A 22,438-nucleotide genomic window follows, 5' to 3' on the forward strand; every position below is an offset into this window, starting at 1 on the left:
CTCCCAGCCAGGAAGAATTGCGCAAGTCGGATTTGCGTGTAGAACGAGAGTTGGTTCGCGAATATGTTGAAGCCCTTCTTGTCCTTGCGTTCAATCCTCTTTGCCTACCGCCCTATTCTCCTGATGTTTTGCATGCTTTCTGTGTTGACTTTGTTCTTTCTATAGGGTCTAAGAGAACATTTGTCGGCTTCTCGGAAGAAGTATTTTTCGAAGTGCAGTTAACCTTACGTATTCCGGGAAGAAGTAAGCCGTTACAAGTAACACAGCCTCAAGAATTCATCGATGCAGTGAAGTATCAAGAGGTGGCTACTTTCAACGGAAGACAAGTTCTTCTTTCAAAGGAATGTTTCACAGAAGATTCTTGGAAGATCTTGAATGTCTCTTCTGAACATCTTGTGATGCTAGCCGATACAAAGCCTTCTGGAGAGAGCTCTAAACGAGCTGTCGTCAAGAAGGCTTTTTTGGGAATTGAGGCTATTGCTCATATCTTATGTGAACAGAGGTCGCTTTTACTGGAAAAATTACCTGTTTCCTCTTCTTGTGAGGAAAGGGAGTTCCCTCTTCTTTTTACATTTGGAATGGAAGCTCCTTTGCGTTTTGCTGTGGATCCTATTGAAGTGGTTCTCGAATTAGATGCGATCCAATCACCTTCACCTAAGTTGATTCTCAAAATCCTCTTGGCCTTAAATCAGACAATGCGCGTCAAGCTACAAGATGTTTGCCTCTTGCTAAAGAGTTCTCCCCCCGGTCTGCTATTTAACGGAGTTTACTACGCTTTTCGGAATGAAGTGATGTCTGCTCATTTGCGTAGAATTGAGCGACTTGACAACCTCGTCATACCAGAGCCCTTGTGTGGTACATTTTTAGAGTATGTTCTTCCTGAAATGCGCAAATTGCTCCGAATCGACAACGAAGAGTTGATCCAGCAATTCTCGACCTACGTGTACACAGGTGATGTAAGAGGAATCTGTCATGTCTTTTATGTAGGAGGGAAGCTGGAAGTTCAGTTTTCATTCCTTTACGGTGACTTGGAAGTGCCTGAAGCTGTTTCTAGATTGACAGTGGAGATTATTCGACAGTTTGTGTCGGATGAGGGTATTTTGGCACGTAACCTCGTTCAAGAGCGAGCTTTGGTTAACGACATTTTCCATCATTTTGTTTTTGATCCAGAAACAAATCTTTTTCTGGCCAAAAACGAGAGAGCTCTCCTTTACTTCATGACAGAAGTCATTCCGAAATATCGAGATCGAATTGAGTTTCGATGCCCAGACAATCTTTTGGATCAATTTATCTATGATGCAACGACTTTCAAGGTTGGACTCTATGAGGGTATTGTTCCAGGACAGTACGAGGCGCATATTGAAGTGAATGGTCACTTGGCAGGGCTTTCTCTAGAAAGATTGTGGGAATGTGTTCTATACGAAAGAAGATATGTCGATTTGATTTCTTCAGATCGAAGAAGTGCAGGGAAAAAGATTAAGCGTGTTCTTGTTCTTGATCTAAAAAGGCTGATGGAAATTATCCATTTCTTTGATGACTTGGGGATTAAGAAGCTCGAGACTGGAGTTTTCCAGGTGCCGTTTTGGACATTGGCCCAAGTTAACCCTAAAGAAAAGCTTAATGAACTCATTGATTTAACGATTGATGAAAAGCTTTTAGCTTTTCAACGAGAAATGAGCGACTTTCCTCTCAGTGAGACTGCCGTCATTCCCCAAGATATTAAAGCCGTTTTTCGAACTTATCAAGAGGAGGGGATTGTTTGGCTCGAGCGGTTACGGAAGATGCACCTCAACGGAATTCTAGCTGACGATATGGGGTTAGGCAAGACCTTACAAGGTATTGTTGCTTTGACCCACTTCAAAGAATTGAATCCAGGTGCTGTTTCTTTAGTCGTTTGCCCAACCTCTCTTCTCTACAATTGGCAAGAAGAGATTCAGAAGTTTAGTCCGAATCTCAGTTCTTATGTTGTAGACGGTGCGCCCATTACCAGAAAGAAAATAATTGAATCGTGTCAAGGTCAAATCGACGTTCTTATCACTTCCTACACCCTACTCCAAAAGGACGTGGAATCATATAAAAAGACCGTTTTCGGATATGTCGTTCTTGATGAGGCTCAACACATTAAAAATAGGTCTACTCGCAACGCAAAAGCTGTCAAACTGGTGAAGAGCCATCACCGACTCGTTCTCACTGGAACACCCGTAGAAAATAATGTCCAAGAACTGTGGAGCCTATTTGATTTTTTAATGCCAGGCTTTCTGAGCAATTATGAACGTTTTGTAGATAAGTATGTTAAAGGGACTCTTTTTCAGGATGATAGCGAAGAACGTATGGAAAGATTGAAGAGAAAAGTGTCTCCTTTCATTCTCAGACGCTTAAAGAAGGATGTTGTGCAAGACTTACCTCCTGTCAATGAAATCGTTTATCACTGTGCTTTGACAGACTCCCAGAAGGAGCTCTATTGCTCTTATGCTCGTTCTGCGAAGGAAGAGCTGACAACATTGATTTCAAAAGAAGGTTTCGAAAGCGTTCAAATCAATGTTTTAGCGACTTTGACACGATTAAAACAAATTTGTTGTCATCCTGCTATATTCTCAAAGGACAACAGCTTGAAATGTGATTCCGCAAAATATCAAATGTTTTTGGAGCTCGTTGATTCCCTTGTTGCTAGCCAGCACAAGGCCGTTGTCTTCAGTCAGTATACGAAAATGTTACAGATCATGAAAGAGGACTTAGAAAAACGTGATGTTGTGTTTTCCTATTTAGATGGCTCATCTAAAAATCGTATGGAGACAGTACATCAATTCAATGAGAATCCTGACATTTCACTTTTTCTCGTCTCTTTAAAAGCAGGTGGAACAGGTCTAAATTTGGTTGGAGCAGATAGTGTCATTCACTATGACATGTGGTGGAACCCGGCTTTGGAGGAGCAAGCAACGAGTCGCGTTCATCGAACGGGACAAAGCAAAAACGTCTCGTGCTACAAACTCGTAACTTTGGGAACGATTGAAGAAAAAATTATAGAGATGCAAGAGAGAAAGCGCAATCTTGCGGAACAGGTCATCACTAATGAGGAAGACGTGATGACCAAGCTAACCTGGGAAGAGGTTCTTGAGCTTCTTGAAACATAAAGGTATCCTTTTTTGATTCAAAAGTACGACAGGGTTAAGAGATGAGTGAAAGAACTTTAGTTTTGATTAAACCAGATTCTGTTCAAAAGAAATGCATTGGAAAGATTCTCTCACGATTCGAGGAGGGAGGGTTGACTTTGGTCGCCATGAAGTTAGACACGTTTACCGAAGAACGTGCCCAGGAGTTTTATCGAGAGCACCTTGATAAGGCTTTTTTCCACGATCTTGTTGCCTTTATGACAGAAGGTCCTATGGTTGTTTGTGTGTTTGAGGGAGACAGTGCCGTTGCTCTTGGGAGAGAGTTGATTGGAGAAACGGATCCTAAAAGATCTCCAAAGGGGACTATTCGTGCCGATTTTGGTGAGTCAATTGACCGTAATGCGGTACACGGCTCCGATTCTGTTCCCTCTGCTAGACGAGAAATTGCCTGTTTTCAATTTACGTGACATGAGCAGATTCAACTGGTTGACCGGATTCTTATGTTTAGTATGGATTCCTTTCGACTTGAAAGCCGATGGCGTCTTGCGATCTAGAAATCGCAGTCCATTTGTCTGTGAGTATTGCTCTTGGTCAGCTGATTGTTTTATCCAGTGGGATATAGACGCGACAGCTCCTCTTAATCTACAGCCAAGGGTTATCCCTTGGCGAGAGGGTTGTTTTTCTTATCGTTTTTCTGAATGGGCTACTTTTCTCGAGTGGTATTGTTTTGGTGTCCGTGCTTCTCTAACCAAGGCAAAGACGGTCTTTGGGCTTTCCATGGAGCCACCACCAGACAGCACACAACAGGTTGTGACTACAGACCATTGTTTCTATGGCACTTTAGGATGTGCATGTGATTTCGGAATTAATTTTTTATTTAATCGCTGCTTTGGTAGCGACGTGGATTTATTCCCATTTGTTGGTGTTTCTCGTTTAAGACAGGGTGTCTTTTTTAGCGATGTGCATTCCATTTACAGTGCATTAACGCTGTCCAGTACACAACTGGATAGAAGGGGAACAAGATGGCCTAGTCTCTTTTGGGACTGTGTACGTGTCGGGGTGGCCACTCGTTTGCAATATGCCCAGCTCATGTTAAAGGGAGAATGCGCCTTTTCCCCGGTGGTGTATGCCGATACGGCCGGAATGGGGCTAGATTACTGGGATTTTTTTGGAGCAGGTAGTGCATCGAGTTATCAGATGGGTTTATCGTACCAGCTCAGCGTACATTTTCCCTTTCATGCAGTGGAAGTGGGTTTAGGAAAAGCATATTGGTCGTTGGATGCCGACATTCTTTTGCCAGCTCTTCAAACACGTGTGGGTGAGGATGGGAGGTTGATTTTCAGTGCAGTGGATCAATATTTACGAGGCACTTTGGTACAAACTTTCTCTGGTTTTTTCGTTCAATTTAACTACTCTTTTTGAGAAGGGCTAATGCCATGTTGGGACGAATCTCGCATTTTTGTGTTTTAATTCTTGTGTATGCTCCTGTCACAGGAGCGTGTTTACAATCTGCTATCACATCAAACAAAGCAGGTAGTGAGGTGAATCTAGGTAAGAAAAAGGGATTTTCTTTAATAAAGTTTCTTTTTTCTCCTCTCATTCGTCTTTTGGTTGGATTTGCTAATTCGGGCATGGTTCTTCAAGAGAAGGGTGTGCTCAAGTTGCCCCCTGGGTTTACTGAAAAGACTTTCCACCACATGGCCAAACAAACAGGATTATGGCGGCAAGTTTCCTCTTCTATTACGGAAGAGGCCTCGTTCACAGATATTTGTACTGCCTTTCTGCAGAAGGGCTGTTTTTCAGCTTGGTGTCGGGTCTTAGAAGCCACTCTCAATTTGCGTGTTCTTATCAATCCTGTAGATCGTTTTCAAAGAAGCAGTTGGTCTCCTTCAGGCAGTTATCTTATTTTACATGAGGCGGCTCCCAGGCAAGTGGCTATGGAGACCGTTATTTACGTTAATGGTATTCAAAACACCTTGGCTGATGCCTTGTATCAAGGCTGGTTTCTTTCTCGGTTTTGTGGTGTGAATGTTCTAGTCTCTTACAACTCTTCTTGTCGAGTAGCGCTCAAGAATTTGGCCAGAGGATTTTTGAACGCTAAAGGTTTTTTGCCTGCAGAGACCAATCCAGCTGTCAGGAATTTGAAGGAGGCTATGCGCCTCGTTTTGATTTTGAATCGGTCTGAGCCTTCTATGCTGTTTGCACACAGTGATGGCACTTCAGTTTCCAAAGTCGTCTTTCGAAACTCTGCCTGGAAGACGGCAAGACACTTTCATTACTTTGCCTGTGGTCCAGCCTCTGTTTTGGAGCCTAGAGGCTTTCTCTCTTCTTTTCAGGTTGTTTCCTCGAGGGATCCTATCACTCTAGTCATGGGGGGGCGTGCAAACAAAAGGTCGATACTTTCGTTCGTTCCTGCGACAACAACAGCGCCCTTTCTCGATCATCCTTTTCTTTCGCCCACTTATTTTCGACATATTGAGAAGTTTGTAGAGAATTTTCGAGGCTTATCTTATGAATAGAGGCAAGGTCCTGCTCATTATTTCTTTTGCTTATCTTATGAGGCTATGCGCTCATGAGGTGCCCCAACCTTATCATCGTCTGCAAGATTTGCAAATGACTATTCTTGAAGAGGTTTGTCGTCTTTTCGACCTTCAGTCCTCTGGTACAGCATCGAGCTGCTATACAGCTATTCGTAATCTTTATTGGTCTTTTTCTTCTCCGAGAAGGGTTCTTTCGAAGGAAGAAGCAGCTCAATTGCTTTACCAAATCTACGAGGCAATTTACCATCGACTCAATGCAAGTCAAGATCTTGATCTAATCAAGCTCAGGCCATGTTTAGATGCCGACTTTCTACACGTTGTTCTTTTTTTTCGGGAAAGGAATGGTATTGGAGACTCTTCCATTGACTTGATGCGCGGCTGGACAACTTTTGAAAGATACAACAAAAACGAAACCAACCTTCTTTTCAAAGAGCGAAGACTCTTGAAGGAGCAGCTTGAGGATGGAACGCATCCGGCCCTCATGCCTGAAGAAGCAGACTTCTTCAACAGGTTTGATTTTACCACGCATCTACTGCTTAGACAACCTTTTGGTCACTTGTTTGCAGCCTTACCAGATCTTTTAGATGATGAATTGAATGAATTAGGGATTATTCAATTTCGTTTAGAAGATCGGGCATGTAACGTATGTGATTCGTCCTTCGGTGCAGTAAGAAAGATCTTTTGTTCTGGAAAGTGGATTGATCCTCATCCCTTTCCTAAAGGCAATTTACAGGATGCTTTTGTGCGAGCTGTTGAAAAGATCCTACACGTGATTAATACAAATGAACAATGGCGTCCCTATTTGGCAAACTATCCGTTTTCTGTCGAAGATATTGAACTGGTTCTGATTCCAAGTGTTAATCATAGCAATGAGGAATCGTGGTTGCAGAGCGTGTATAACGTAGGAAAAAATATTCTCTTCATGGGCCATAGCTCAGAAGGGAAAGATAATTTCTTGGTTCAAGTTCAATTTTATCCTGATGCAAAGGAATTTGTTCTTTCCCAATATGCTCGTGAGAAATCAATATCCTGAAAGAAAGGGTCAATGTTTACCCCTTTTAGTCCAAGTCGCGTCCCACATAGGTACCCAGGATGGTAGAGCGGTATAACGATGTAATTATCCAGTAAAGTCTGCTCCATCTCCTCAATAGAAAGCTCTTCAGAAAGAAAACGGACCTTCTCTTCAGGTGTGAGCAGATGATGTAAATGTCCGTGTAAAAAAGGTTCCAGGAAGGAATCATTTTCAGGACAACTACTTTGGTAAAAAAGGAGTGCAATATTGAAATCTCCTGATAGGAGCTGTTGAATCCCTTGTTCGAAGGGAGGTTGTTCAATAGGTAAAGAAACCCCTAAACTCTTAATCCAAGTTTTTCGAATGATCTGTCGAACTATGAAAGGAGGACCTTCTTCAAGGGCGAGAATATTAAGGCCATCAAAGTCGTCCGTTGATAAATGTAGTTCTCGGATAGCTCCTTCGAGGAGCTCTTTAGCTTTTTCCTTCCTCTTATGATAGGGCTCTGTATTTTCCTTTTCTTTCTTAGCAAGTACAGGTGGAATGAGTTGATAAGCTGGGAAGTTGAGGTGAGAATGCTGCTCTAGGAGAGCTTCTCTCTTAATGGCTAAGCTTAAGGCTTGACGAATTTGAAGATGGTGGAGAGGTTGCTTCTTCCTGTTGAATAAGATCGCTGCTGTCAGACCAGATTGTCCGATAACATGCAGTAGATAAGGTTCTGCACGTATAAGTTGCCGTGAAGGTTTGACTTGGTCATAAAAAACAGCAAGGTCAATTTGTCCCTGTTCGAGAAGGGAAAAAGATAATTTTTCATCTCTCAAAAAGAGAATACTGACTTCATCTAAATGAACTTGATGTGCCCTAGGATAAAAAGGGTTTCTTTTCAAAACCAAGTTCCCGGGATGCCACGATTTGATAAAGAAAGGGCCGTTATTTTTCTCTTGTCCAAGTGTCGGATCCCTAGGGACAAGAAAAGGAAGGGATAATACCCTTGGAAAAGCAGGATCTGGCTCATTCAATGAGACTTGAAATTGATCAGGTTGCGTTGCTTTGATTCCAACTTGATCCCAGGGGATGCGATTGTTAAGAAAATCTGTCACCCCAGTAATCAATTTCATCACTTGGGGACATCCCTCAGGGCCGAACTGGAGAAGAATATCTTTCCATCCTTGTTCTAGGTCAAAAGAAGTTAGAGGAGATCCATCGGACCAAAAACGATTACGTAAGGAAAAGGTGTAAGTTGTTTCGTCGTCAGAAACATGCATGCCATCCGCTAGTGCAAGCTCCACCTCACCCTGCTCGTTGACGCATGTTAACCCTTCATAGAGGTGCCGCACTAAAATGGTGGTGATCGAGGAAGGTGCAGGTGGAAAAAGTGACCCATTTGGGTCAAAGGGCAAAGCAACAGTTAACCCAGATCTAGAAGGAGACTGCTTGGTCCAAAGGTAAGTACATGACCCCCAAAGAGTGAGAAAGAGAATAAACAAGGCCTGAGACAATTTTCTGTCGTAAAAGTGTTTGTCCGTTCTGTGATTCTTGGTCATTGTTCTGGGTCCCAGTAACATCGCGAGAAATCCATAGTGTGAATAGGGCTAATTTGAAAATTTCTCAATGATCGATCGACTGCAAAGAGGGCAGGGGGCCTGTAAAGAGGGATCACGGATGCCTCATGTAGTAGAATCTGTTCTGCCTTGGACAGAAAGAGCTCTTTCTCTCGAGTTGTTGAGGCACTTTTTGCTTTTTTAATTAGGTCGTCAAAAGAGGAGGAGTTCCACTGAAGGTTAAATAATCCGTCCCCAGCAAAGATCTCTAAGAAATTCAAGACGTCTGCATAGTCTGGGCACCACGTTATGGCATAAAGTCCCGGTTGGCCTTTCGCCAATTGTTCTAAACTCGATGTGGCGTCCTTAGCTTGAGCGGGAATGAAAATACCTAAGACTTTATGCCATCTTTGTTGAATGGCTTCAGGGACCTCTCTAGGCAAAGTTGTGGGAAAGTAGAGGCAGATTTCGCTAAAATCTGTACGAGACAGTCCTAATTCTTTCAACCCCTCATCAAGAAACTGCTTTGCAAGGTTCGGGTCTTCCTTAATGGGTTGAACAAGATGCTGTTCGATAGAAGAAATGTATGGTGGAATCATGGTGTAAGCAGGTTGTCCATATCGTGCAACGACGCGAACAAGCGTTTCTCGATCTAGGCTTAAGTTGAGAGCTTTTCGAATTTTTGTATTGGCAAGAAGGGGATGTGTTGCATTGATACAGATGACACGTGTGCGATAGGTTTGGTTGAGAACGTGCAAGCGATTGGCTAGAAGAAGCTCTGTTTCAACGAAGGGGAGGTTTTCTGGTAACTCGCAAAAGTGGATTTCTTTTTTTTCCAGTAAAAGGAGACCTAACTTCGTATGAACAAGTTGAAACTCTAAAGTATCTAAACTGACTGACGTAGCATCCCAATAGAAGGGGTTTTTCTTAAGTGTGACCGAATGGTCAAAAGTCCACTTTTCTAGGAAAAATGGGCCATTCGTTGGACCGAACTCGTCCTTCCAAGACGGATGGCGTGGGCAAAACAAAGGCAGCGCCAAGTAGGACAGGAATGAAGGTGCATCTCGTTCTAGGGTCACTTCAATGGTATGCTCATTTAGTACGCGTACCCCTACCTCTTCCCAGATGCCCTTAAAAGGAAAGTCTTTTGCGCCTTGAATGGAGGTCATATAATGACGCATATGATGGTTCAGATGCGTCTTGTCGCCTTCCAAGCTATATTTCCATGATCGTTCAAAGTCATAAGCTGTAACAGGTGTGCCGTCGGACCAGGAGGCTTTTCGAAGATAAAAGGTGTATGTCTTTCTTTCAGGGTCAAATTCAAACCTTTCACAAGCTTTAGGGACAATTGTGTTCTTGCTATCTAATTCGACAAGACTTTCGTATAAGTGTTTGGAGATGATCATCGAAGAAAGAGATAAATAGCCAAAAGGGTTAAGCGTAATCGTCGCATTTTTAATGCCAATGCGTACGCTACGATTCTCCCCTTTTTTGACACCGAGCACCGAGAGGTAACTGACGAGACAGATAAAGAGAAAACAAAAGAAGAGGAGAAGGGGACGACTACTTCTTCGTTCGAACATAAAAAAGTGCTCTCCTTCGTTCCTTTCTGATCGCCCGAAGAAATTCGAAAATATAACTCGACATCAGCTCCCAGAGCCTACAAACCCCAAAGAATGTTCCTCAAGGATCGCAAAAATTCTGTACGAGGGCATCTTTTCCTCCAATCTTTTTCTATACGTGTTTATCAAGAAGAATGAGGGCTATTGGTATAAGAGCCGTATGAGAGCTTTTTTCCAAAAGGATAAGTCCCAATCTTTTTGTAGCTCGAGCTGGTGTAAAGAGAGAGGAGGCTGTTTATGTAGGTGGAGCAAGAAAGACCATCCCTTTTTCAAAGGATCCTTTTTAAAAATCGAGGAAGGCCAATCTTCCAGAGTTGAGGGCCAAAGGCCCTCTGAAGCCAGCAGAAAGCAAGCCACTTTGATAAAAAGAATATCTGGATCTGCTTGGGGTGGGAAAAGAAGCTCTTGTACAAGTCGAAAAAGAGCATCGACTGGTATACCAGGTTGCAAAGAAGAAGCAAGTAGAGATTGTAGTTCGAAGAGAGGCATTCCTTTTTCTAAAGGGGAGGGATACATCTGCTCAGAGTAGAGGAGGGAGGAAAAATCGACTGTATGCTGTCTTAGGAAGACACGCAAAAGAGAGAGAGGATAGGGAGAGAAAGGGGCAGGAATAAAGATCTCTTCTGTACCTTGCTCAGATAAAAAAAGCATCATGCGATGGTGAGGTTTAGATTTACAAGGTTTTATTCGAATGGGGAATCCCGTTTTTTCTACGTAAAACATATTCAGCGTTAGCTAAAAAAATAGGGAAGTTTTAACATACCTCTCCTTGCACCGGTAGCTCAACGGACAGAGCACCTGGCTTCGGACCAGGGGGTTGGAGGTTCGAATCCTTTCCGGTGTATCCTGTCCCTCTATCTAGAGGTTGCAGTTGATTTCGGAACCATCTTTTAAGAATCGTCTTTTGATTTCAATGGAGCGCCTAGGTTTTTCAAGACAAAGTTTGGCTTCAGAAAAAGATACGAAGTGCCTGAGCCCCATCCTTTCTTCCGCTATAAAACGTTTGGACTTGCTTTACTGTTATTCTCGAGAAGGCAGAATGGAACCCTTACTGCTTATTGAGTGTAAAACAAAAGAATCCTTTTGGAGAAAAGCCAAGAGACAAGTGGCGAACTACAACTACTTTATCCAGTCCCCTTTCATTGCTGTCGCCTGCCCAGGCCGTCTAGAGTTGACGTCTCCAAAGGAAGAGCTACAGGACGCGTTGTCTCTCTTAAGGGAAATATCTTTTTCAGAGTACTGTCTGGGGTTGCCCTGGTGGCAGGGCATACCACCTTGCTCTAAGTTAAGAGGTCTTTTAGAGAAGTATCACTTGCAATAGCCTTCATCAAGTTGATAGTGCCAGCAACATCTTTTCTGTGTACTGTTTCCACTGGAGAGTGCATGTAGCGCAGAGGCAGAGAAACACCTCCCACAATGCAGTTGACAAGCGAAAGATACTGCATACCCGCAGCATCCGTTCCTCCACTGGTACAAGCGTCGATTTGAAAAGGAATTGCATTTCTTAAGGCAATGCCCTTCATTTTTTCAAAGAGACCACGATGACTAAAAGAAGTGGCATCAAGTAATTTAATTGCCGTGCCCTCTCCTAGCTTTAAACGCGCTTCATGCTCAGGCGTGCCAGGGGTATCTCCCGCTAATCCAACGTCGAAGTTGATACCGATATTAGGTCGAATAGCTGCGGCTGCATTACGAATCCCTCTTAAGCCTACTTCTTCCTGAGTGCAAAAAACACAATAAAGATCGTGAGGGCACTGCTCTAATTGCATGAGAAAGGAGACAAGGGCAAAGACACAAATGCGATTATCCATCGATTTAGAAGAAAGAAGAGGTCCTAACTCTTTCAAGTGTCCAACCCGGACAACGGGTGTTCCAATGGAGACCCCCTTTGCTTCTAATTCTTCCTTTGTTAAGCCAGTGTCGATTAGACAATCATCTAATTTTGTCTCACCTTTCTTGTCCTCAGCTTTCTGGATGTGGATCGGCTTTGTTCCAATGACACCACGAATGGGTTCAGAGCCCAACACGATGAACTCTTGGCAAACCAATGTGCGGGGATCAATACCTCCGATAGGGAGGACACGCAAAAAGCCGGAAGACTCGATGTGTTTGACCATCAAGCCAATCTCGTCAATATGAGCGCTGAACATCAAACGGGTTCCGGCTTTCGTTGTTCCCTTTCTATAGGCAGTTAAATTACCCATTGCGTCCGTATTGAAAGAAGTAACATAAGGGGCAAGTTTACCTTTCAACAGTTCAACGACTAGTTTTTCATCTCCTGATGTTCCATGTGTCAAAAGGATTTCCCTTAACAAATTCAGGTCCAACTCTTCAGACATGACGCCCAGATCCTTAGATTTTTAGTTTGATGTCAACACCACAGGAAAGGGCAAGGCCCTTCAAGGCGTCCAAAGTCTTTGCTGGAGGATCTAAGATCTCTATTAATCTGTTGTAAGTGATGAGCTCGAACTGCTCGCGAGATTTGCGATCGACATGAGGGGAGCGCAAAACAGTATAACGTTCTCGACTAGTCGGTAGAGGAATCGGACCGACAACCATCGCTCCTGTCCTTTTCGCAGTTTCTGTGATGTCCCTTGCAGAATGATCAAGCAGTCCCTTATCAAAACCTTTCAAGCGAATCCTGATCTTTTTTTCGAACTTTTTCTTTGGCATAATTGCTTTCCCTCTCTCAGAACAAACAAAGCTTAGTTTTTAACGATAGCTTCCTGAATTTTCGAAGGAACTTGCTCGAAGTGGCTGATCGATGCAGTATAGGTTCCACGTCCAGAAGTCAGAGAACGAAGCTCTGTTGAATAGCCTGACATTTCTGCTAAGGGAACCTCTGCAGCAACTTGATAGGTTCCTTTCACGATTTCCTGCCCTAAAACTTTTCCTCGGCGACGATTCAAGTCTCCAATTACATCTCCAATTTGAGCCTCTGGAGTCAAGACCTCAACCTTCATGATAGGTTCCTTTAGAATGGGCTTCGCACCTCGAGCAGCATCCTTCAGCCCCATAGATCCACAAATGCGAAAGGCAATCTCGCTTGAGTCAACCTCATGATAAGATCCAAAAACGATGGACACCTTGACATCGACTAGCGGATAACCAGCCAGTACACCTGTCGTCAAGCCGTCTTCCACGCCTTTTATGACTGCAGGAATGTACTCCTTCGGAATGACACCGCATGTAATTTTATTAAGGATTTCATTGCCTTTTCCTGGAGGGTTCGGCTCTATTTCTAAAACTACGTGTGCGTACTGACCACGACCTCCGCTCTGTTTCACATATTTCATTTCAGAGCGATTGGGCTTGGAAATAGTCTCTTTATAAGAAACTTGAGGCTTACCAACATTAGCTGCAACACTGAATTCTCGAAACATTCTGTCGCACAGAATCTCAAGATGGAGCTCGCCCATTCCTGAGATAATTGTCTGGCCTGTCTCTTCGTTTGTTGAAACCCGAAAAGTAGGATCTTCAGAAGATAAGGAGGAGAGAGCAAGGGACAACTTTTCTCTGTCCGCTTTCGATTTCGGTTCAATTGCCATGGAAATGACGGGCTCTGGAAACTCCATTCTTTCGAGAAGGAACTGAGTGCCTTCTTGACAAAGCGTATCACCCGTCGTTGTGAACTTCAAACCGACAAAAGCTGGAATTTCTCCAACGGATGTGCGATCCAGATCCGTTCGATCGTTGGCATTCATCTGCAAGATACGAGAGACCCGTTCCTTCTTGCCCTTGGAGACGTTCAAAATCGCTGTCCCCTTGTCTAGACTCCCACTATACACGCGAGCATAAGTCAGGCGACCCACATAAGGATCACTCATAATCTTGAAAGCTAAAGCAACAAATGGCCCCTTTATATCAGGAGGGAGGGCTTTTTCTTCTTCTGTATAAGGGTCAAAACCGTTAACAGCTTGTCGATCTAGAGGAGAGGGTAACCAACGGATGACGCAGTCTAAAAGCTGCTGAACACCCTTATTTTTAAAGGCGCTCCCACAAAGAACTGGGATGAAATCCCCTGCTAGGACTCCCTTCCTGATCTGCTGTTGAATGCGTTCCGGGGTAATGCTATCTGGTCTGATCAAAAGGTCGTCCAAAAAAGATTCGTCGTTAGAACAACTCGCTATTTCTTCTAACATGTAGGTACGACGATCTTCGCACTCACCCCGCATGTCTTCTGGAATTTCTCCAATAGAAAACTTTTTTCCTAAATCGTCCTCAAAAAAAACAGCCTTCCTCTCAATAAGATCGACAATGCCGCGGAACTCACTTTCGGCTCCGATGGGGACATGGACAGGAACGGGAGAGGCTCCTAACTTTTCACGAATAGAATTGACCGCGCCAAAAAAGTCGGCACCCATGCGGTCCATCTTGTTCACAAAAACAATCCGAGGGACCCCATACTTGTCTGCTTGTCTCCAAACTGTTTCGGTTTGCGGTTGTACTCCAGCTACTGCACAAATAACGGCACAGGCACCATCAAGAACTCGTAGAGCTCGCTCCACTTCCATTGTAAAGTCAACGTGTCCTGGAGTATCGATAATGTTAATAATAGAGTTGCCCCAAAACACGCGAGTCGCAGCCGCTGTGATCGTAATACCACGCTCCCTCTCTTGTTCCATCCAATCCATGGTGGCTGAACCCTTGTGCACTTCACCCATGGCATGCACTGAACCAGAGTAAAAGAGGATCCTTTCTGTCAGGGTTGTTTTGCCCGCATCAATATGGGCCATGATCCCGATATTTCGGAGAAAGGCTAGTGGATTCTCTTGCGAGTTGGACGACATGTACTCTCCTCTGAACTTACCACTTGTAATGTGCAAAAGCCTTGTTCGCTTCTGCTGCTCGGTGCATCTCATCGCGTTTTTTCACACTGGTTCCTTGACCATTGTAGGCATCCAGCAACTCTAAAGCGAGAGCCTCCTCCATGCTGCGCCCAGGCTTGGCTCTGGCAAATTGAATAATCCATTTGAAAGCCATAGAAACCCTCTTGTCAGCAGGTAATTCAACGGGAACCTGATAAGTAGCGCCTCCCACTCTCCTCGACTTGACGGAAACAAGAGGTTTGACATTTTCCACGGCTTGTTCAAAGGCTTTGGCAGGATCCTCTGCATTAATCTTCTGCGCAAAACGAGAAAGAGCGCGATAGACAATCCTTTGAGCAAGGGATTTCTTCCCTTGCATCATAACCTTATTAATGAACTTGGAAAGAAGCTGACTGGAAAACTCAGGGTCTGGGTCAACTATTCTTTTTTCTGCGCGACGCCGACGAGACATAAACAGGCACCTTAAAAATCCGTATTTATTGTTTGAAAAAGATACCCGTTACTTATCGGGCCCTCCAGTAAGGTATAAGGAAATTTGGGATAACAGCTTCACTGAACTATCTGGAAGCTGTCTTGGCGACAGGCCTTTTCGACCCGTACTTCGACCTTCCTTTCATCCTGCCTTTTACTCCAGCACAGTCCATAATGCCTCGGACGATGTGATATCGGACACCAGGCAAGTCTTTGGTACGACCACCACGCACGAGCACCATACTGTGCTCCTGCAGATTGTGCCCCTCTCCTCCAATGTAGGCGATGACCTCTTGCCCATTAGAAAGACGGACCCAAGCGACCTTTCTCAAGGCGGAGTTCGGCTTCTTCGGTGTTTTCGTCTTGACTTGTAAACAAACTCCACGCTTTTGGGGACAGGACTGCAGAGCCGGTGCTTTCGATGCTCTCGTTTTCGATTGACGACCCTTTCTGAGAAGTTGGTTTTTTGTCGGCATCCAGTAATGCTCCTGAAAGTAAAAAGATCTCCGAGAGGTTAGCTTTTTTACACAATTTTTTCAATGATTGGTGGTCTCTAAGTTTGGGGAGTGTCGTCTACTACATTGCGAAGAAAGACTTCTCCAGTTACTCTCCTGTCCTCTTTCCCGGCCAGGTAGCTCAGTCGGTAGAGCAAAGGACTGAAAATCCTTGTGTCACCGGTTCGATTCCGGTCCTGGCTAATCTTTCAGGCTCTCTGGAGTCCTTTCGCTGCAGGTCTCATTTTTAGTAGTGTTTGACTTCTCAGTGCTGCGCGATTTAACATGGCCGACTCGTTCTATGGTTTCGTCGCTTTGATTGCGCGTTGTTTTTTTATATCAAGTTTGGGAGCGTGTCAGATGGATTTAGCGTATGCAGTTGCGCGTACAGGTGGGAAGCAGTACAAATTCGAGCCTGGACACTATGTCGACGTGGAACTGCTGGGGGCCGAGTCTGGTCAAACTTTGGAGTTGTGTGATGTTTTAGCGATTCGGGAGAATGGCGGCAAGCTAGTGTTAGGGTCTCCTTTTATTCCCGGAGCGAAGGTGGTTGTGCGTGTTTTGGGAAGTGTAGCCGGTGAGAAGTTGATTTTTTTCCGTTACAAAAGAAGGAAAAGATGTCGTCGTCGTCTTGGGCATCGTCAAAAGTATTCCCGAATTGAAGTGCTAGAAATTGTAAGAGGGTAAGTCGAGATGGCTCACAAAAAAGGTCAAGGTTCTACGCGAAATGGAAGAGATTCTCGCCCTAAGTATCTGGGCGTAAAAGTTGGTAATGGTCAGATCGTTTTAGCAGGAAGTATTTTGGTGCGTCAGCGTGGAACGAAATGGCATCCTGGAAGAAATGTTGGCAGGGGATCGGATGACACGCTTTTTGCTCGTGTTTCTGGTCGTGTGCGTTTTGTAAGACGAAAGAGCACTGTCTTGGAAGTTGAGTCGCTGGGAGTAGCCAAAGAGTAGTCCGTTCAGACATGGTCCTTTTTGTTGATGAAATAGAAAATTTGGAGTGGATTGCAGGTCGTGGTGGTGACGGGTCCGTGTCTTGGATTCGTGCTAAGCGATTACCCAAGGGAGGACCTGGAGGAGGAAACGGAGGAGACGGTGGGTGTATTTGTGTTCGTGCTTCTCCTCATCTTCACTCTCTTCATTTTTTTTCAGATAAACCTTCTCTTCGTGCTGAAAACGGTAGGAAAGGTGGATCAAATGGCTGTCGGGGGCCTAGTGGAGGGGATCTCATTCTTGAGGTTCCTTTCGGTACGCTTGTCTGGGATCAGGATAGTGGGGAGCGTTTGGGGGATGTCATGTCTTCTGCTTGTCCTATCGTCATTTGCAAAGGAGGCCGAGGAGGCAAAGGGAATTTGGTCTTCCGTTCTTCCTCTAATCAAACGCCATGGTCCAAAACAGAAGGAGCTCCTGGAGAAGTTCGGAAAATTCGTCTGGAGTTGCGGTCTATTGCGGATGTGGGATGTATCGGACTTCCCAATGCAGGTAAGTCCACTTTGTTCTCTGCCCTTACAGGTCTACCGGTCCGCATTGGGGATTACCCTTTCACAACTCTCATTCCAAATTTAGGTGTACTGTCAACACCGTTTGGTCCATGGACTCTTGCTGACATTCCGGGTCTTATTGAAGGTGCTCATTTGGGCAAGGGTCTTGGAATTCGTTTTTTACGCCATATTAGTCGTGTGAAGGCTCTCCTCTTTGTTCTTGAGCTGAAAGAAGAGTTATCAGAAATGAAGAAAGACTTTGAACTCTTGCTTGGGCAATTGAAAGAATACGATTCCTCTCTTCTTCAGAAAGAGATGTTTCTTGTCCTCAACAAGGTAGATTGTTTTGAGGGGGATCGTGGTGCTGTAGTCTCTTTTTTTAGATCGAATGTCTGTTTTCGATGTGCTCTTGTTCTTTCAGGTCGAACGGGCGAAGGTATCTCAGAGTTGAGGAGATGTTTGGAGTCCTTTCTTTTCACTCCAGGTTGTACGTCCCTCCAGTGATGCCATTGAGATAGAGCGATTGTGTTTCTCCTTTCCACTTAAACAAGAGGCGGTAGATGGGCAAGAATACGATCTGGTATGATCTCACTCTCAACTGTTTCCCTACAAAAAGCTGCTCTATAAAAGGCAAAACATTCTCAGCGTGAAACATAGCTTGGATGGTCTGTCGTCTTTCAAGAGAGGTCCAAGCGATTAAGCGGTTCTCCTGTGTATAAGGTAGAGAGGGCCATATAGGATTGTGGAAGTAAAGCATGACGTGAGAGCCTTGCCGTACCAGAAGGCCTTTATCGATACAGCTTTCTAAAGCAAGTTCGGTTTGCTTTTCCCCCTGTTGCCTAAATATGTTCTGTAATCGGGAAAGAGCAATTGTATGGCGTTCTTGCTGTGATACAAACCGGAGCAATTGAAGTTCTTTTGCATTTACTCTTGCTCGAAGACAATCACCAAGTCCATGTGTCTTCCCCCAAGTTTTCGTATTTAAGACCATTTCACCGTCACGGAGAGACCAGAGGATCACGCCTGATTCGACCGATAGGGATTCTTGGATATGATTCGCTCTTAGCTTAAGATACGGTACAAATTCTTGTCTGATGTCTAAAAGGCTCGCTTCAGGGTATTGCTGGTATAGACTTTCCGAAAGGGCTTGTGTTGACAAGGTTGTCGCGAAAGCCTCACAAGGTGAACGATGGCTTGGAAGAAGAGATTTGAAAAAAGAGAAGGGCTCATTCTGTGTTGTATAAATGTAGCCGAGGAGGGTCAAGGTCAATATCCAGAATAGGCGCATGATAGGGCTCCTAATTTTCTAATTTGGAGGTGTTGTGAAAGAGTGGTTTACATCGTTTGGGTGTTCTTTTTCGAAGGGGATAGGTTGGATTTTAGGGTTTAGCATGGGATGTCTGCTGATAGGTGGAGCCCTTATGGCTGTCTCTTCAATGGGACCTTTAGGTTCTGGGGGAAAATACGTTCTACAAACCTCTTCTAATGCAAATGGAGTTTTCTTAGAGCCAAGTCTAGATACTTCTATCTTTCTCGAACTTTCGATTCGTGGGGAAATGAATGGAAAAAATATCTCCCGAAAAGAAATCGAAGGAGCTCTGAATTACGCGATCCAGTTAGCTGGAGAAAAGTGGAGAGGTGTGTCTGCTCTCATTCTTCATGTCGATTCTCCAGGTGGATTTGCAAAAGAAGGGTTTGATCTGTTTGATTGCTTGGAGGTTTGGAAAAACAGAGAACAAATTCCTGTGTATGTCTTTGTCAACGGAGTGTGTGCTTCTGCTGCTTTTTTCACGAGTTGTGTAGCAGATAAAATTTTTGCTCATACGATTTCTTTAATCGGCTCTATTGGTGTGATTTCTCCTTGTTTTTCTTTCGGGGAAGCCTTGGAACGCCTTGGTGTTGACATAAGATTAATCAGTGCTGGTACAGGCAAGACGGATTTAAACTTTCTTCTTCCCATAGAGGAACCTGGTGTTAACAGAAGACAACATCTTGTAAATGAGATTTATGAGCTTTTTCTGAACCATGTTGCAGTGCATCGTTCTATCTCTGTTGATCTATTGCGTCATGACATTGGAGCACGCGTTTTCTTAGCACAAGAAGCTCTTGAACTCGGTTTAATAGATGGAGTGGTTTCAGGACGAGCTGCGTGTTTGCGTCAAATTGAGCTTTTACATGGCACTTCTGGTGCAGCTGTCGTTAGGGTAGAAAAGGTACATACTTTCCCTTCCCAATTGGATAATCTTTTGCAATCGTGGCTAGCATCTCCTCTTTTTTCTTGGTTCGCCTTGGCATGATGACTAATAGGCCTGCTCTTGTTTTGGATGCTTCGGGCATCCTCTTTCGATCTTTCTTTGGGATGCCTTACCTCAAAAACGACAAGGGAGAACCTACAGGAGCCCTATTTGGGCTTGTGCGTTTCCTTTTTCGACTCAAAACAGAATTCTTTGGGGCTCCTATCTTGGTTGTTTTAGATGGTCCGGATAACAAGAGAAGGAGAAGACGACTCTATCCGCTTTACAAGGAGCAGAGAGTCGAGCTTGATCCGGACCTCTATTTTCAAATTGGGGAGGTTCCCGAGCTTTGTGCTCGTTTAGGATTGCCTTGCCTTGCCTTAGAAGGAGAAGAAGCTGATGACGTCATTGGATCCGTAGTTAGAAACAGAAAACAAGAGACGTATGTTTTCTCTTTTGATAAAGACCTTTGTCAGCTTGTTTCTACAAGTGTTCAGGTGGTTAGACCCAAAAAAGAATTCCTTTTTCTAAATGAAGCAGGTGTCCAGGCCGAGTACGGTGTTTTGCCCACACAAATTCCAGCTTGGTTGGCTATTGTCGGAGACGCATCAGATGGATTACCGGGGATTCCTGGTCTTGGCCCTAAAAAAGCGGTTGCGCTCCTACGAGAGTATGGCACATTGCAGGCGGCAATAGATTCGCACCAAGTTGGCCGAGTGGGTCAGTTGTTGCTGCAGTATCGTGAGCAGGCTCTTTTCATGGAAGCCTTTACTCGATTGATTGATTCGATTCCTCTTCCTGCTTTCTCATGGTCTTCCCCTGTTCAGCAAGGGGCTTTAGAAACTTGGCTCAAGGAAAAAGGTTTTTTTTCTTTGTTGAAAAACATGCCAGTTGATTAGCCCCGGGAAGAGGCAGGGCTTTTTTTAGCCTTGCTTGGCAAATAGCATCGACTGTAGATGCGACTTGAGCGCTTGACTTGCTTTTTTGATAAAAGGAACAGTCGGCTGAATGAAATAATGATCATCATGGATGATGAGGTAGCTTCCCTTTTGCGCTGCCATGTAAAAAAATCTCCCTGCTGCGTAGAGTCTACTTTGGAGAAAATGGGTTATCCAGTTAAAATGAGGGCCTTGCTCTAGTCGTCTCGTGTCAAGATTGTGGAGAATGCCGGAAAGTGTGTCTGGCAGGTGTCCTTTGGTCCGTACTCCCTTGTTTCTTTCTCACTGGGGTTGGTTCATCTGTCCATGTTTAGGGAGACTTTGGGTTATTTCTTGTGGAGTTATGGGCTTATTTGTCTCTCCGCTTTCTCGACGGGCGCTTGTTGCTGTAGATCAAGTCATTTTCCTATTGGTGAAGTTGTTCATCTTCTCTTTCTGTCATTTAAGGGACTTACATGAATTCGGAATCAGTTAATCAAGAGTCTTCTTCGGACGCCCTTTCGCAAAATGTGGGAGCAAAGGTCGCTTGTGATGATCGCTCAAGGGAGAACTTGCTCGTACCACCTTCCATGTTGGTTTCTCCTCCTTCTTCGGTTCAGAGAAGATCCTCTAAGGAAAATGGCTTGGCACGGTCTCGGTCTGTCGAGAAGGGAATAGAGCGCAATTCAGAGAGGAGTACAGGGGAGAGGCGGGAGCGTCGACCCGTTCCTAGAAGGCAAAAGTCTGATCGGGCTTATTCTTTGGGTGGTCATGGACAAACATGTTCTTCTGATCGTATGTATTCTGGCAATGTACGTGATCAACATGAGGATCGGTGTCGTTTGATTCGTATTTCTTCCGAAGAAAGTTCAGCTCCTTTTTCTGAGGAGGAGGGTTCTTCTCCTTCAGATAGGGTACCGCGTGTAACACGTATTGCGGATCTTCAAAGGATGAATGTTGAGGGGCTGCACGCTTTTGCTAAGCAGATTGGTTTTCGTTTCGCAGGATCTTTAACCAAGTCACAAATGGTGTTTGAGTGTGTTCGTGTGTTATGTGAACGCCCGGATGAGATTTTAGTTTGCGAAGGTGGTCTAGAAATTTTGGCGGACGGGTTTGGCTTTTTGCGTTCTCCTAATTACAATTATCTTTCTTCGGCTGAAGATATTTATGTTTCTCCTGCGCAGATTCGCCGCTTTGACCTTAAAAAAGGGGATACTGTTTCTGGTACAGTTCGATCTCCTAAGGATAAAGAAAAGTATTTTGCCCTTCATCAGATTGACAAGATTAATGGGAAGTCGGCTGTAGAGTTAAGGGATCGTGTTCTGTTTGAAAACTTGACTCCTTGCTATCCAAGCGAGCGTCTTGTTATGGAAACGACGAAAGATGTTCTTGCCACTCGGGTCATTGATTTGATCAGTCCTCTTGGGAAGGGTCAAAGAGGCATTATCTTGGCTCCTCCTCGTTCTGGGAAGACGGTTATGCTCCAGAACATTGCTCGTGCTATTGCAACCAACCATCCAGACGTTACTCTTTTGGTCTTATTGATTGATGAAAGGCCTGAAGAGGTGACAGACATGTTACGGACTGTCAAAGGGGAAGTTGTGGCTTCTACCTTTGACGAAACTCCAGAAAGGCATGTTCAGGTAGCAGAGATGGTGATTGAAAAAGCCAAGCGTTTGGTTGAAGTCGGGCACGATGTTGTTATCCTCCTCGATTCCTTAACTCGTTTGACTCGGGCCTACAATACGGTTCAGCCCCATTCGGGTAAGATTCTTTCTGGTGGTATTGACGCTAATGCTTTGCATAAACCGAAAAGGTTTTTTGGAGCAGCTCGTAATATTGAAGAAGGGGGCTCCCTGACTATTTTCGCTACTTTACTCGTCGAAACATCGTCTAGAATGGACGAAGTCATTGCTGAAGAGTTTAAAGGAACGGGGACAACAGAGCTTTGCCTTGAGAAGGCTTTATCGGATCGAAGGATTTACCCAGCTATCGATATTGTACGTAGTGGAACACGTAAAGAAGAGATGCTTTACCATCCTAGTGAGTTAGAGAAGATTTACATTCTTAGACAGGCTACAACAGAGTTGTCTGTCATTGACGCGATGAACTTATTGCTAGGTCGTTTACGTAAGACAAACAGCAACGTTGAGTTCCTGCTTTCCTTAAAGGACTAAAATAAAA

Annotated in this window: 21 protein-coding genes and 2 tRNA genes; 13 read left to right on the forward strand and 10 right to left on the reverse strand. The window is 44.4% G+C overall.

What is annotated here, in order from left to right; genetic code table 11:
- The 5 genes from HAT2_RS00430 to HAT2_RS00450 all read left to right on the forward strand — a co-directional run.
- Positions 1–3,131 (forward strand): DEAD/DEAH box helicase (locus HAT2_RS00430; RefSeq protein WP_114544080.1); only part of this gene is annotated, 3,131 nt, incomplete at its 5' end.
- A 41-nt stretch (positions 3,132–3,172) separates the two neighbouring features.
- Positions 3,173–3,577 carry a nucleoside-diphosphate kinase gene (ndk, locus tag HAT2_RS00435; RefSeq protein WP_114544081.1) on the forward strand — a complete coding sequence of 135 codons (405 nt, stop codon included), beginning with the start codon at positions 3,173–3,175 and terminating at the stop codon, positions 3,575–3,577.
- A 1-nt stretch (position 3,578) separates the two neighbouring features.
- The gene (locus HAT2_RS00440; protein ID WP_114544082.1) at positions 3,579–4,532 is read left to right on the forward strand and encodes a hypothetical protein; all 954 of its coding nucleotides are present in this window, start codon (positions 3,579–3,581) and stop codon (positions 4,530–4,532) included.
- Between the two features lie 14 nt (positions 4,533–4,546).
- Positions 4,547–5,629: a hypothetical protein gene (locus tag HAT2_RS00445; RefSeq protein WP_114544083.1), complete on the forward strand. Its 1,083-nt coding sequence runs from the start codon at positions 4,547–4,549 to the stop codon at positions 5,627–5,629.
- Complete coding sequence (locus tag HAT2_RS00450; RefSeq protein WP_114544084.1) at positions 5,622–6,683, forward strand: hypothetical protein; 1,062 nt, start codon at positions 5,622–5,624, stop codon at positions 6,681–6,683. The genes HAT2_RS00445 and HAT2_RS00450 overlap by 8 nt, the downstream gene beginning before the upstream one ends.
- Here the strand turns inward: HAT2_RS00450 and HAT2_RS00455 are convergent.
- The 3 genes from HAT2_RS00455 to HAT2_RS00465 all read right to left on the reverse strand — a co-directional run bounded on the left by HAT2_RS00455 (position 6,623) and on the right by HAT2_RS00465 (position 10,548).
- Entirely contained in the window at positions 6,623–8,206 is a 1,584-nt protein-coding gene (locus tag HAT2_RS00455; protein ID WP_181860266.1) for an ABC transporter substrate-binding protein, read from the reverse strand. The genes HAT2_RS00450 and HAT2_RS00455 overlap by 61 nt on opposite strands.
- Entirely contained in the window at positions 8,203–9,786 is a 1,584-nt protein-coding gene (locus HAT2_RS00460) for a peptide ABC transporter substrate-binding protein (RefSeq protein WP_114544086.1), read from the reverse strand. The genes HAT2_RS00455 and HAT2_RS00460 overlap by 4 nt, the downstream gene beginning before the upstream one ends.
- 180 nt (positions 9,787–9,966) lie before the next feature.
- Positions 9,967–10,548, reverse strand: a complete 582-nt coding sequence (locus HAT2_RS00465; RefSeq protein ID WP_114544087.1) for a hypothetical protein — start codon at positions 10,546–10,548, stop codon at positions 9,967–9,969.
- Positions 10,549–10,596: 48 nt separating this feature from the next.
- Here HAT2_RS00465 and HAT2_RS00470 point away from each other — a divergent pair.
- Positions 10,597–10,669: transfer RNA gene (locus HAT2_RS00470), tRNA-Arg, on the forward strand.
- A gap of 436 nt (positions 10,670–11,105) precedes the next feature.
- On the opposite strand, the gene HAT2_RS00480 is transcribed toward HAT2_RS00470, so the two are convergent.
- The 5 genes from HAT2_RS00480 to rpsL all read right to left on the reverse strand — a co-directional run bounded on the left by HAT2_RS00480 (position 11,106) and on the right by rpsL (position 15,601).
- A complete protein-coding gene (locus HAT2_RS00480) occupies positions 11,106–12,164 on the reverse strand; it encodes a M42 family metallopeptidase (protein WP_114544089.1) in 1,059 nt (352 codons plus the stop codon).
- A gap of 13 nt (positions 12,165–12,177) precedes the next feature.
- Entirely contained in the window at positions 12,178–12,498 is a 321-nt protein-coding gene (gene rpsJ / locus HAT2_RS00485) for a 30S ribosomal protein S10 (RefSeq protein ID WP_114544090.1), read from the reverse strand.
- A gap of 32 nt (positions 12,499–12,530) precedes the next feature.
- On the reverse strand, positions 12,531–14,615 hold the full coding sequence (gene fusA / locus HAT2_RS00490) for an elongation factor G (RefSeq protein ID WP_114544091.1): 2,085 nt from the start codon (positions 14,613–14,615) through the stop codon (positions 12,531–12,533).
- A gap of 16 nt (positions 14,616–14,631) precedes the next feature.
- Entirely contained in the window at positions 14,632–15,105 is a 474-nt protein-coding gene (gene rpsG, locus HAT2_RS00495) for a 30S ribosomal protein S7 (RefSeq protein ID WP_114544092.1), read from the reverse strand.
- Positions 15,106–15,211: 106 nt separating this feature from the next.
- Positions 15,212–15,601, reverse strand: a complete 390-nt coding sequence (gene rpsL, locus HAT2_RS00500) for a 30S ribosomal protein S12 (protein WP_114544093.1) — start codon at positions 15,599–15,601, stop codon at positions 15,212–15,214.
- Between the two features lie 149 nt (positions 15,602–15,750).
- On the opposite strand from rpsL, the gene HAT2_RS00505 reads away from it, so the two are divergent.
- From HAT2_RS00505 to obgE, 4 genes are all read left to right on the forward strand, one after another.
- Positions 15,751–15,823: transfer RNA gene (locus HAT2_RS00505), tRNA-Phe, on the forward strand.
- Between the two features lie 81 nt (positions 15,824–15,904).
- On the forward strand, positions 15,905–16,306 hold the full coding sequence (rplU, locus tag HAT2_RS00510; protein WP_114544094.1) for a 50S ribosomal protein L21: 402 nt from the start codon (positions 15,905–15,907) through the stop codon (positions 16,304–16,306).
- Positions 16,307–16,312: 6 nt separating this feature from the next.
- Positions 16,313–16,576, forward strand: coding sequence for a 50S ribosomal protein L27 (rpmA, locus tag HAT2_RS00515; protein WP_114544095.1), 264 nt, complete (start codon positions 16,313–16,315; stop codon positions 16,574–16,576).
- A gap of 11 nt (positions 16,577–16,587) precedes the next feature.
- Positions 16,588–17,607, forward strand: coding sequence for a GTPase ObgE (gene obgE / locus HAT2_RS00520; protein ID WP_114544096.1), 1,020 nt, complete (start codon positions 16,588–16,590; stop codon positions 17,605–17,607).
- Here the strand turns inward: obgE and HAT2_RS00525 are convergent.
- On the reverse strand, positions 17,579–18,391 hold the full coding sequence (locus HAT2_RS00525; protein ID WP_114544097.1) for a hypothetical protein: 813 nt from the start codon (positions 18,389–18,391) through the stop codon (positions 17,579–17,581). The genes obgE and HAT2_RS00525 overlap by 29 nt on opposite strands.
- A 34-nt stretch (positions 18,392–18,425) precedes the next feature.
- Here HAT2_RS00525 and HAT2_RS00530 point away from each other — a divergent pair, with 34 nt between their 5' ends.
- Together HAT2_RS00530 and HAT2_RS00535 are read left to right on the forward strand one after the other, a co-directional pair.
- A complete protein-coding gene (locus HAT2_RS00530; RefSeq protein WP_114544098.1) occupies positions 18,426–19,400 on the forward strand; it encodes a S49 family peptidase in 975 nt (324 codons plus the stop codon).
- Positions 19,397–20,236, forward strand: a complete 840-nt coding sequence (locus tag HAT2_RS00535) for a 5'-3' exonuclease (RefSeq protein ID WP_147267448.1) — start codon at positions 19,397–19,399, stop codon at positions 20,234–20,236. Before HAT2_RS00530 ends, HAT2_RS00535 begins: the two co-directional genes overlap by 4 nt.
- 24 nt (positions 20,237–20,260) lie before the next feature.
- On the opposite strand, the gene HAT2_RS03810 is transcribed toward HAT2_RS00535, so the two are convergent.
- A complete protein-coding gene (locus tag HAT2_RS03810) occupies positions 20,261–20,398 on the reverse strand; it encodes a hypothetical protein (RefSeq protein ID WP_181860267.1) in 138 nt (45 codons plus the stop codon).
- A 653-nt stretch (positions 20,399–21,051) separates the two neighbouring features.
- Between HAT2_RS03810 and rho the strand changes: the two genes are divergently transcribed.
- Complete coding sequence (gene rho / locus HAT2_RS00545) at positions 21,052–22,431, forward strand: transcription termination factor Rho (protein ID WP_114544145.1); 1,380 nt, start codon at positions 21,052–21,054, stop codon at positions 22,429–22,431.
- Positions 22,432–22,438 lie beyond the last annotated feature (7 nt).

It is taken from the genome of Candidatus Similichlamydia laticola, assembly GCF_003339615.1.
Classification (GTDB): Bacteria; Chlamydiota; Chlamydiia; order Chlamydiales; family Parilichlamydiaceae; genus Similichlamydia; species Similichlamydia laticola.

What these genes read in the sequence shown, in the direction of transcription:
- ndk (WP_114544081.1), top strand. Translation starts at nt 3,173, where the DNA reads ATGAGTGAAAGAACTTTAGTTTTGATTAAACCAGATTCTGTTCAAAAG.
- HAT2_RS00440 (WP_114544082.1), top strand. Translation starts at nt 3,579, where the DNA reads ATGAGCAGATTCAACTGGTTGACCGGATTCTTATGTTTAGTATGGATT.
- HAT2_RS00445 (WP_114544083.1), top strand. Translation starts at nt 4,547, where the DNA reads ATGTTGGGACGAATCTCGCATTTTTGTGTTTTAATTCTTGTGTATGCT.
- HAT2_RS00450 (WP_114544084.1), top strand. Translation starts at nt 5,622, where the DNA reads ATGAATAGAGGCAAGGTCCTGCTCATTATTTCTTTTGCTTATCTTATG.
- HAT2_RS00455 (WP_181860266.1), bottom strand. Translation starts at nt 8,206, where the DNA reads ATGACCAAGAATCACAGAACGGACAAACACTTTTACGACAGAAAATTG.
- HAT2_RS00460 (WP_114544086.1), bottom strand. Translation starts at nt 9,786, where the DNA reads ATGTTCGAACGAAGAAGTAGTCGTCCCCTTCTCCTCTTCTTTTGTTTT.
- HAT2_RS00465 (WP_114544087.1), bottom strand. Translation starts at nt 10,548, where the DNA reads ATGTTTTACGTAGAAAAAACGGGATTCCCCATTCGAATAAAACCTTGT.
- HAT2_RS00480 (WP_114544089.1), bottom strand. Translation starts at nt 12,164, where the DNA reads ATGTCTGAAGAGTTGGACCTGAATTTGTTAAGGGAAATCCTTTTGACA.
- rpsJ (WP_114544090.1), bottom strand. Translation starts at nt 12,498, where the DNA reads ATGCCAAAGAAAAAGTTCGAAAAAAAGATCAGGATTCGCTTGAAAGGT.
- fusA (WP_114544091.1), bottom strand. Translation starts at nt 14,615, where the DNA reads ATGTCGTCCAACTCGCAAGAGAATCCACTAGCCTTTCTCCGAAATATC.
- rpsG (WP_114544092.1), bottom strand. Translation starts at nt 15,105, where the DNA reads ATGTCTCGTCGGCGTCGCGCAGAAAAAAGAATAGTTGACCCAGACCCT.
- rpsL (WP_114544093.1), bottom strand. Translation starts at nt 15,601, where the DNA reads ATGCCGACAAAAAACCAACTTCTCAGAAAGGGTCGTCAATCGAAAACG.
- rplU (WP_114544094.1), top strand. Translation starts at nt 15,905, where the DNA reads ATGGCCGACTCGTTCTATGGTTTCGTCGCTTTGATTGCGCGTTGTTTT.
- rpmA (WP_114544095.1), top strand. Translation starts at nt 16,313, where the DNA reads ATGGCTCACAAAAAAGGTCAAGGTTCTACGCGAAATGGAAGAGATTCT.
- obgE (WP_114544096.1), top strand. Translation starts at nt 16,588, where the DNA reads ATGGTCCTTTTTGTTGATGAAATAGAAAATTTGGAGTGGATTGCAGGT.
- HAT2_RS00525 (WP_114544097.1), bottom strand. Translation starts at nt 18,391, where the DNA reads ATGCGCCTATTCTGGATATTGACCTTGACCCTCCTCGGCTACATTTAT.
- HAT2_RS00535 (WP_147267448.1), top strand. Translation starts at nt 19,397, where the DNA reads ATGATGACTAATAGGCCTGCTCTTGTTTTGGATGCTTCGGGCATCCTC.
- HAT2_RS03810 (WP_181860267.1), bottom strand. Translation starts at nt 20,398, where the DNA reads ATGGCAGCGCAAAAGGGAAGCTACCTCATCATCCATGATGATCATTAT.
- rho (WP_114544145.1), top strand. Translation starts at nt 21,052, where the DNA reads ATGTATTCTGGCAATGTACGTGATCAACATGAGGATCGGTGTCGTTTG.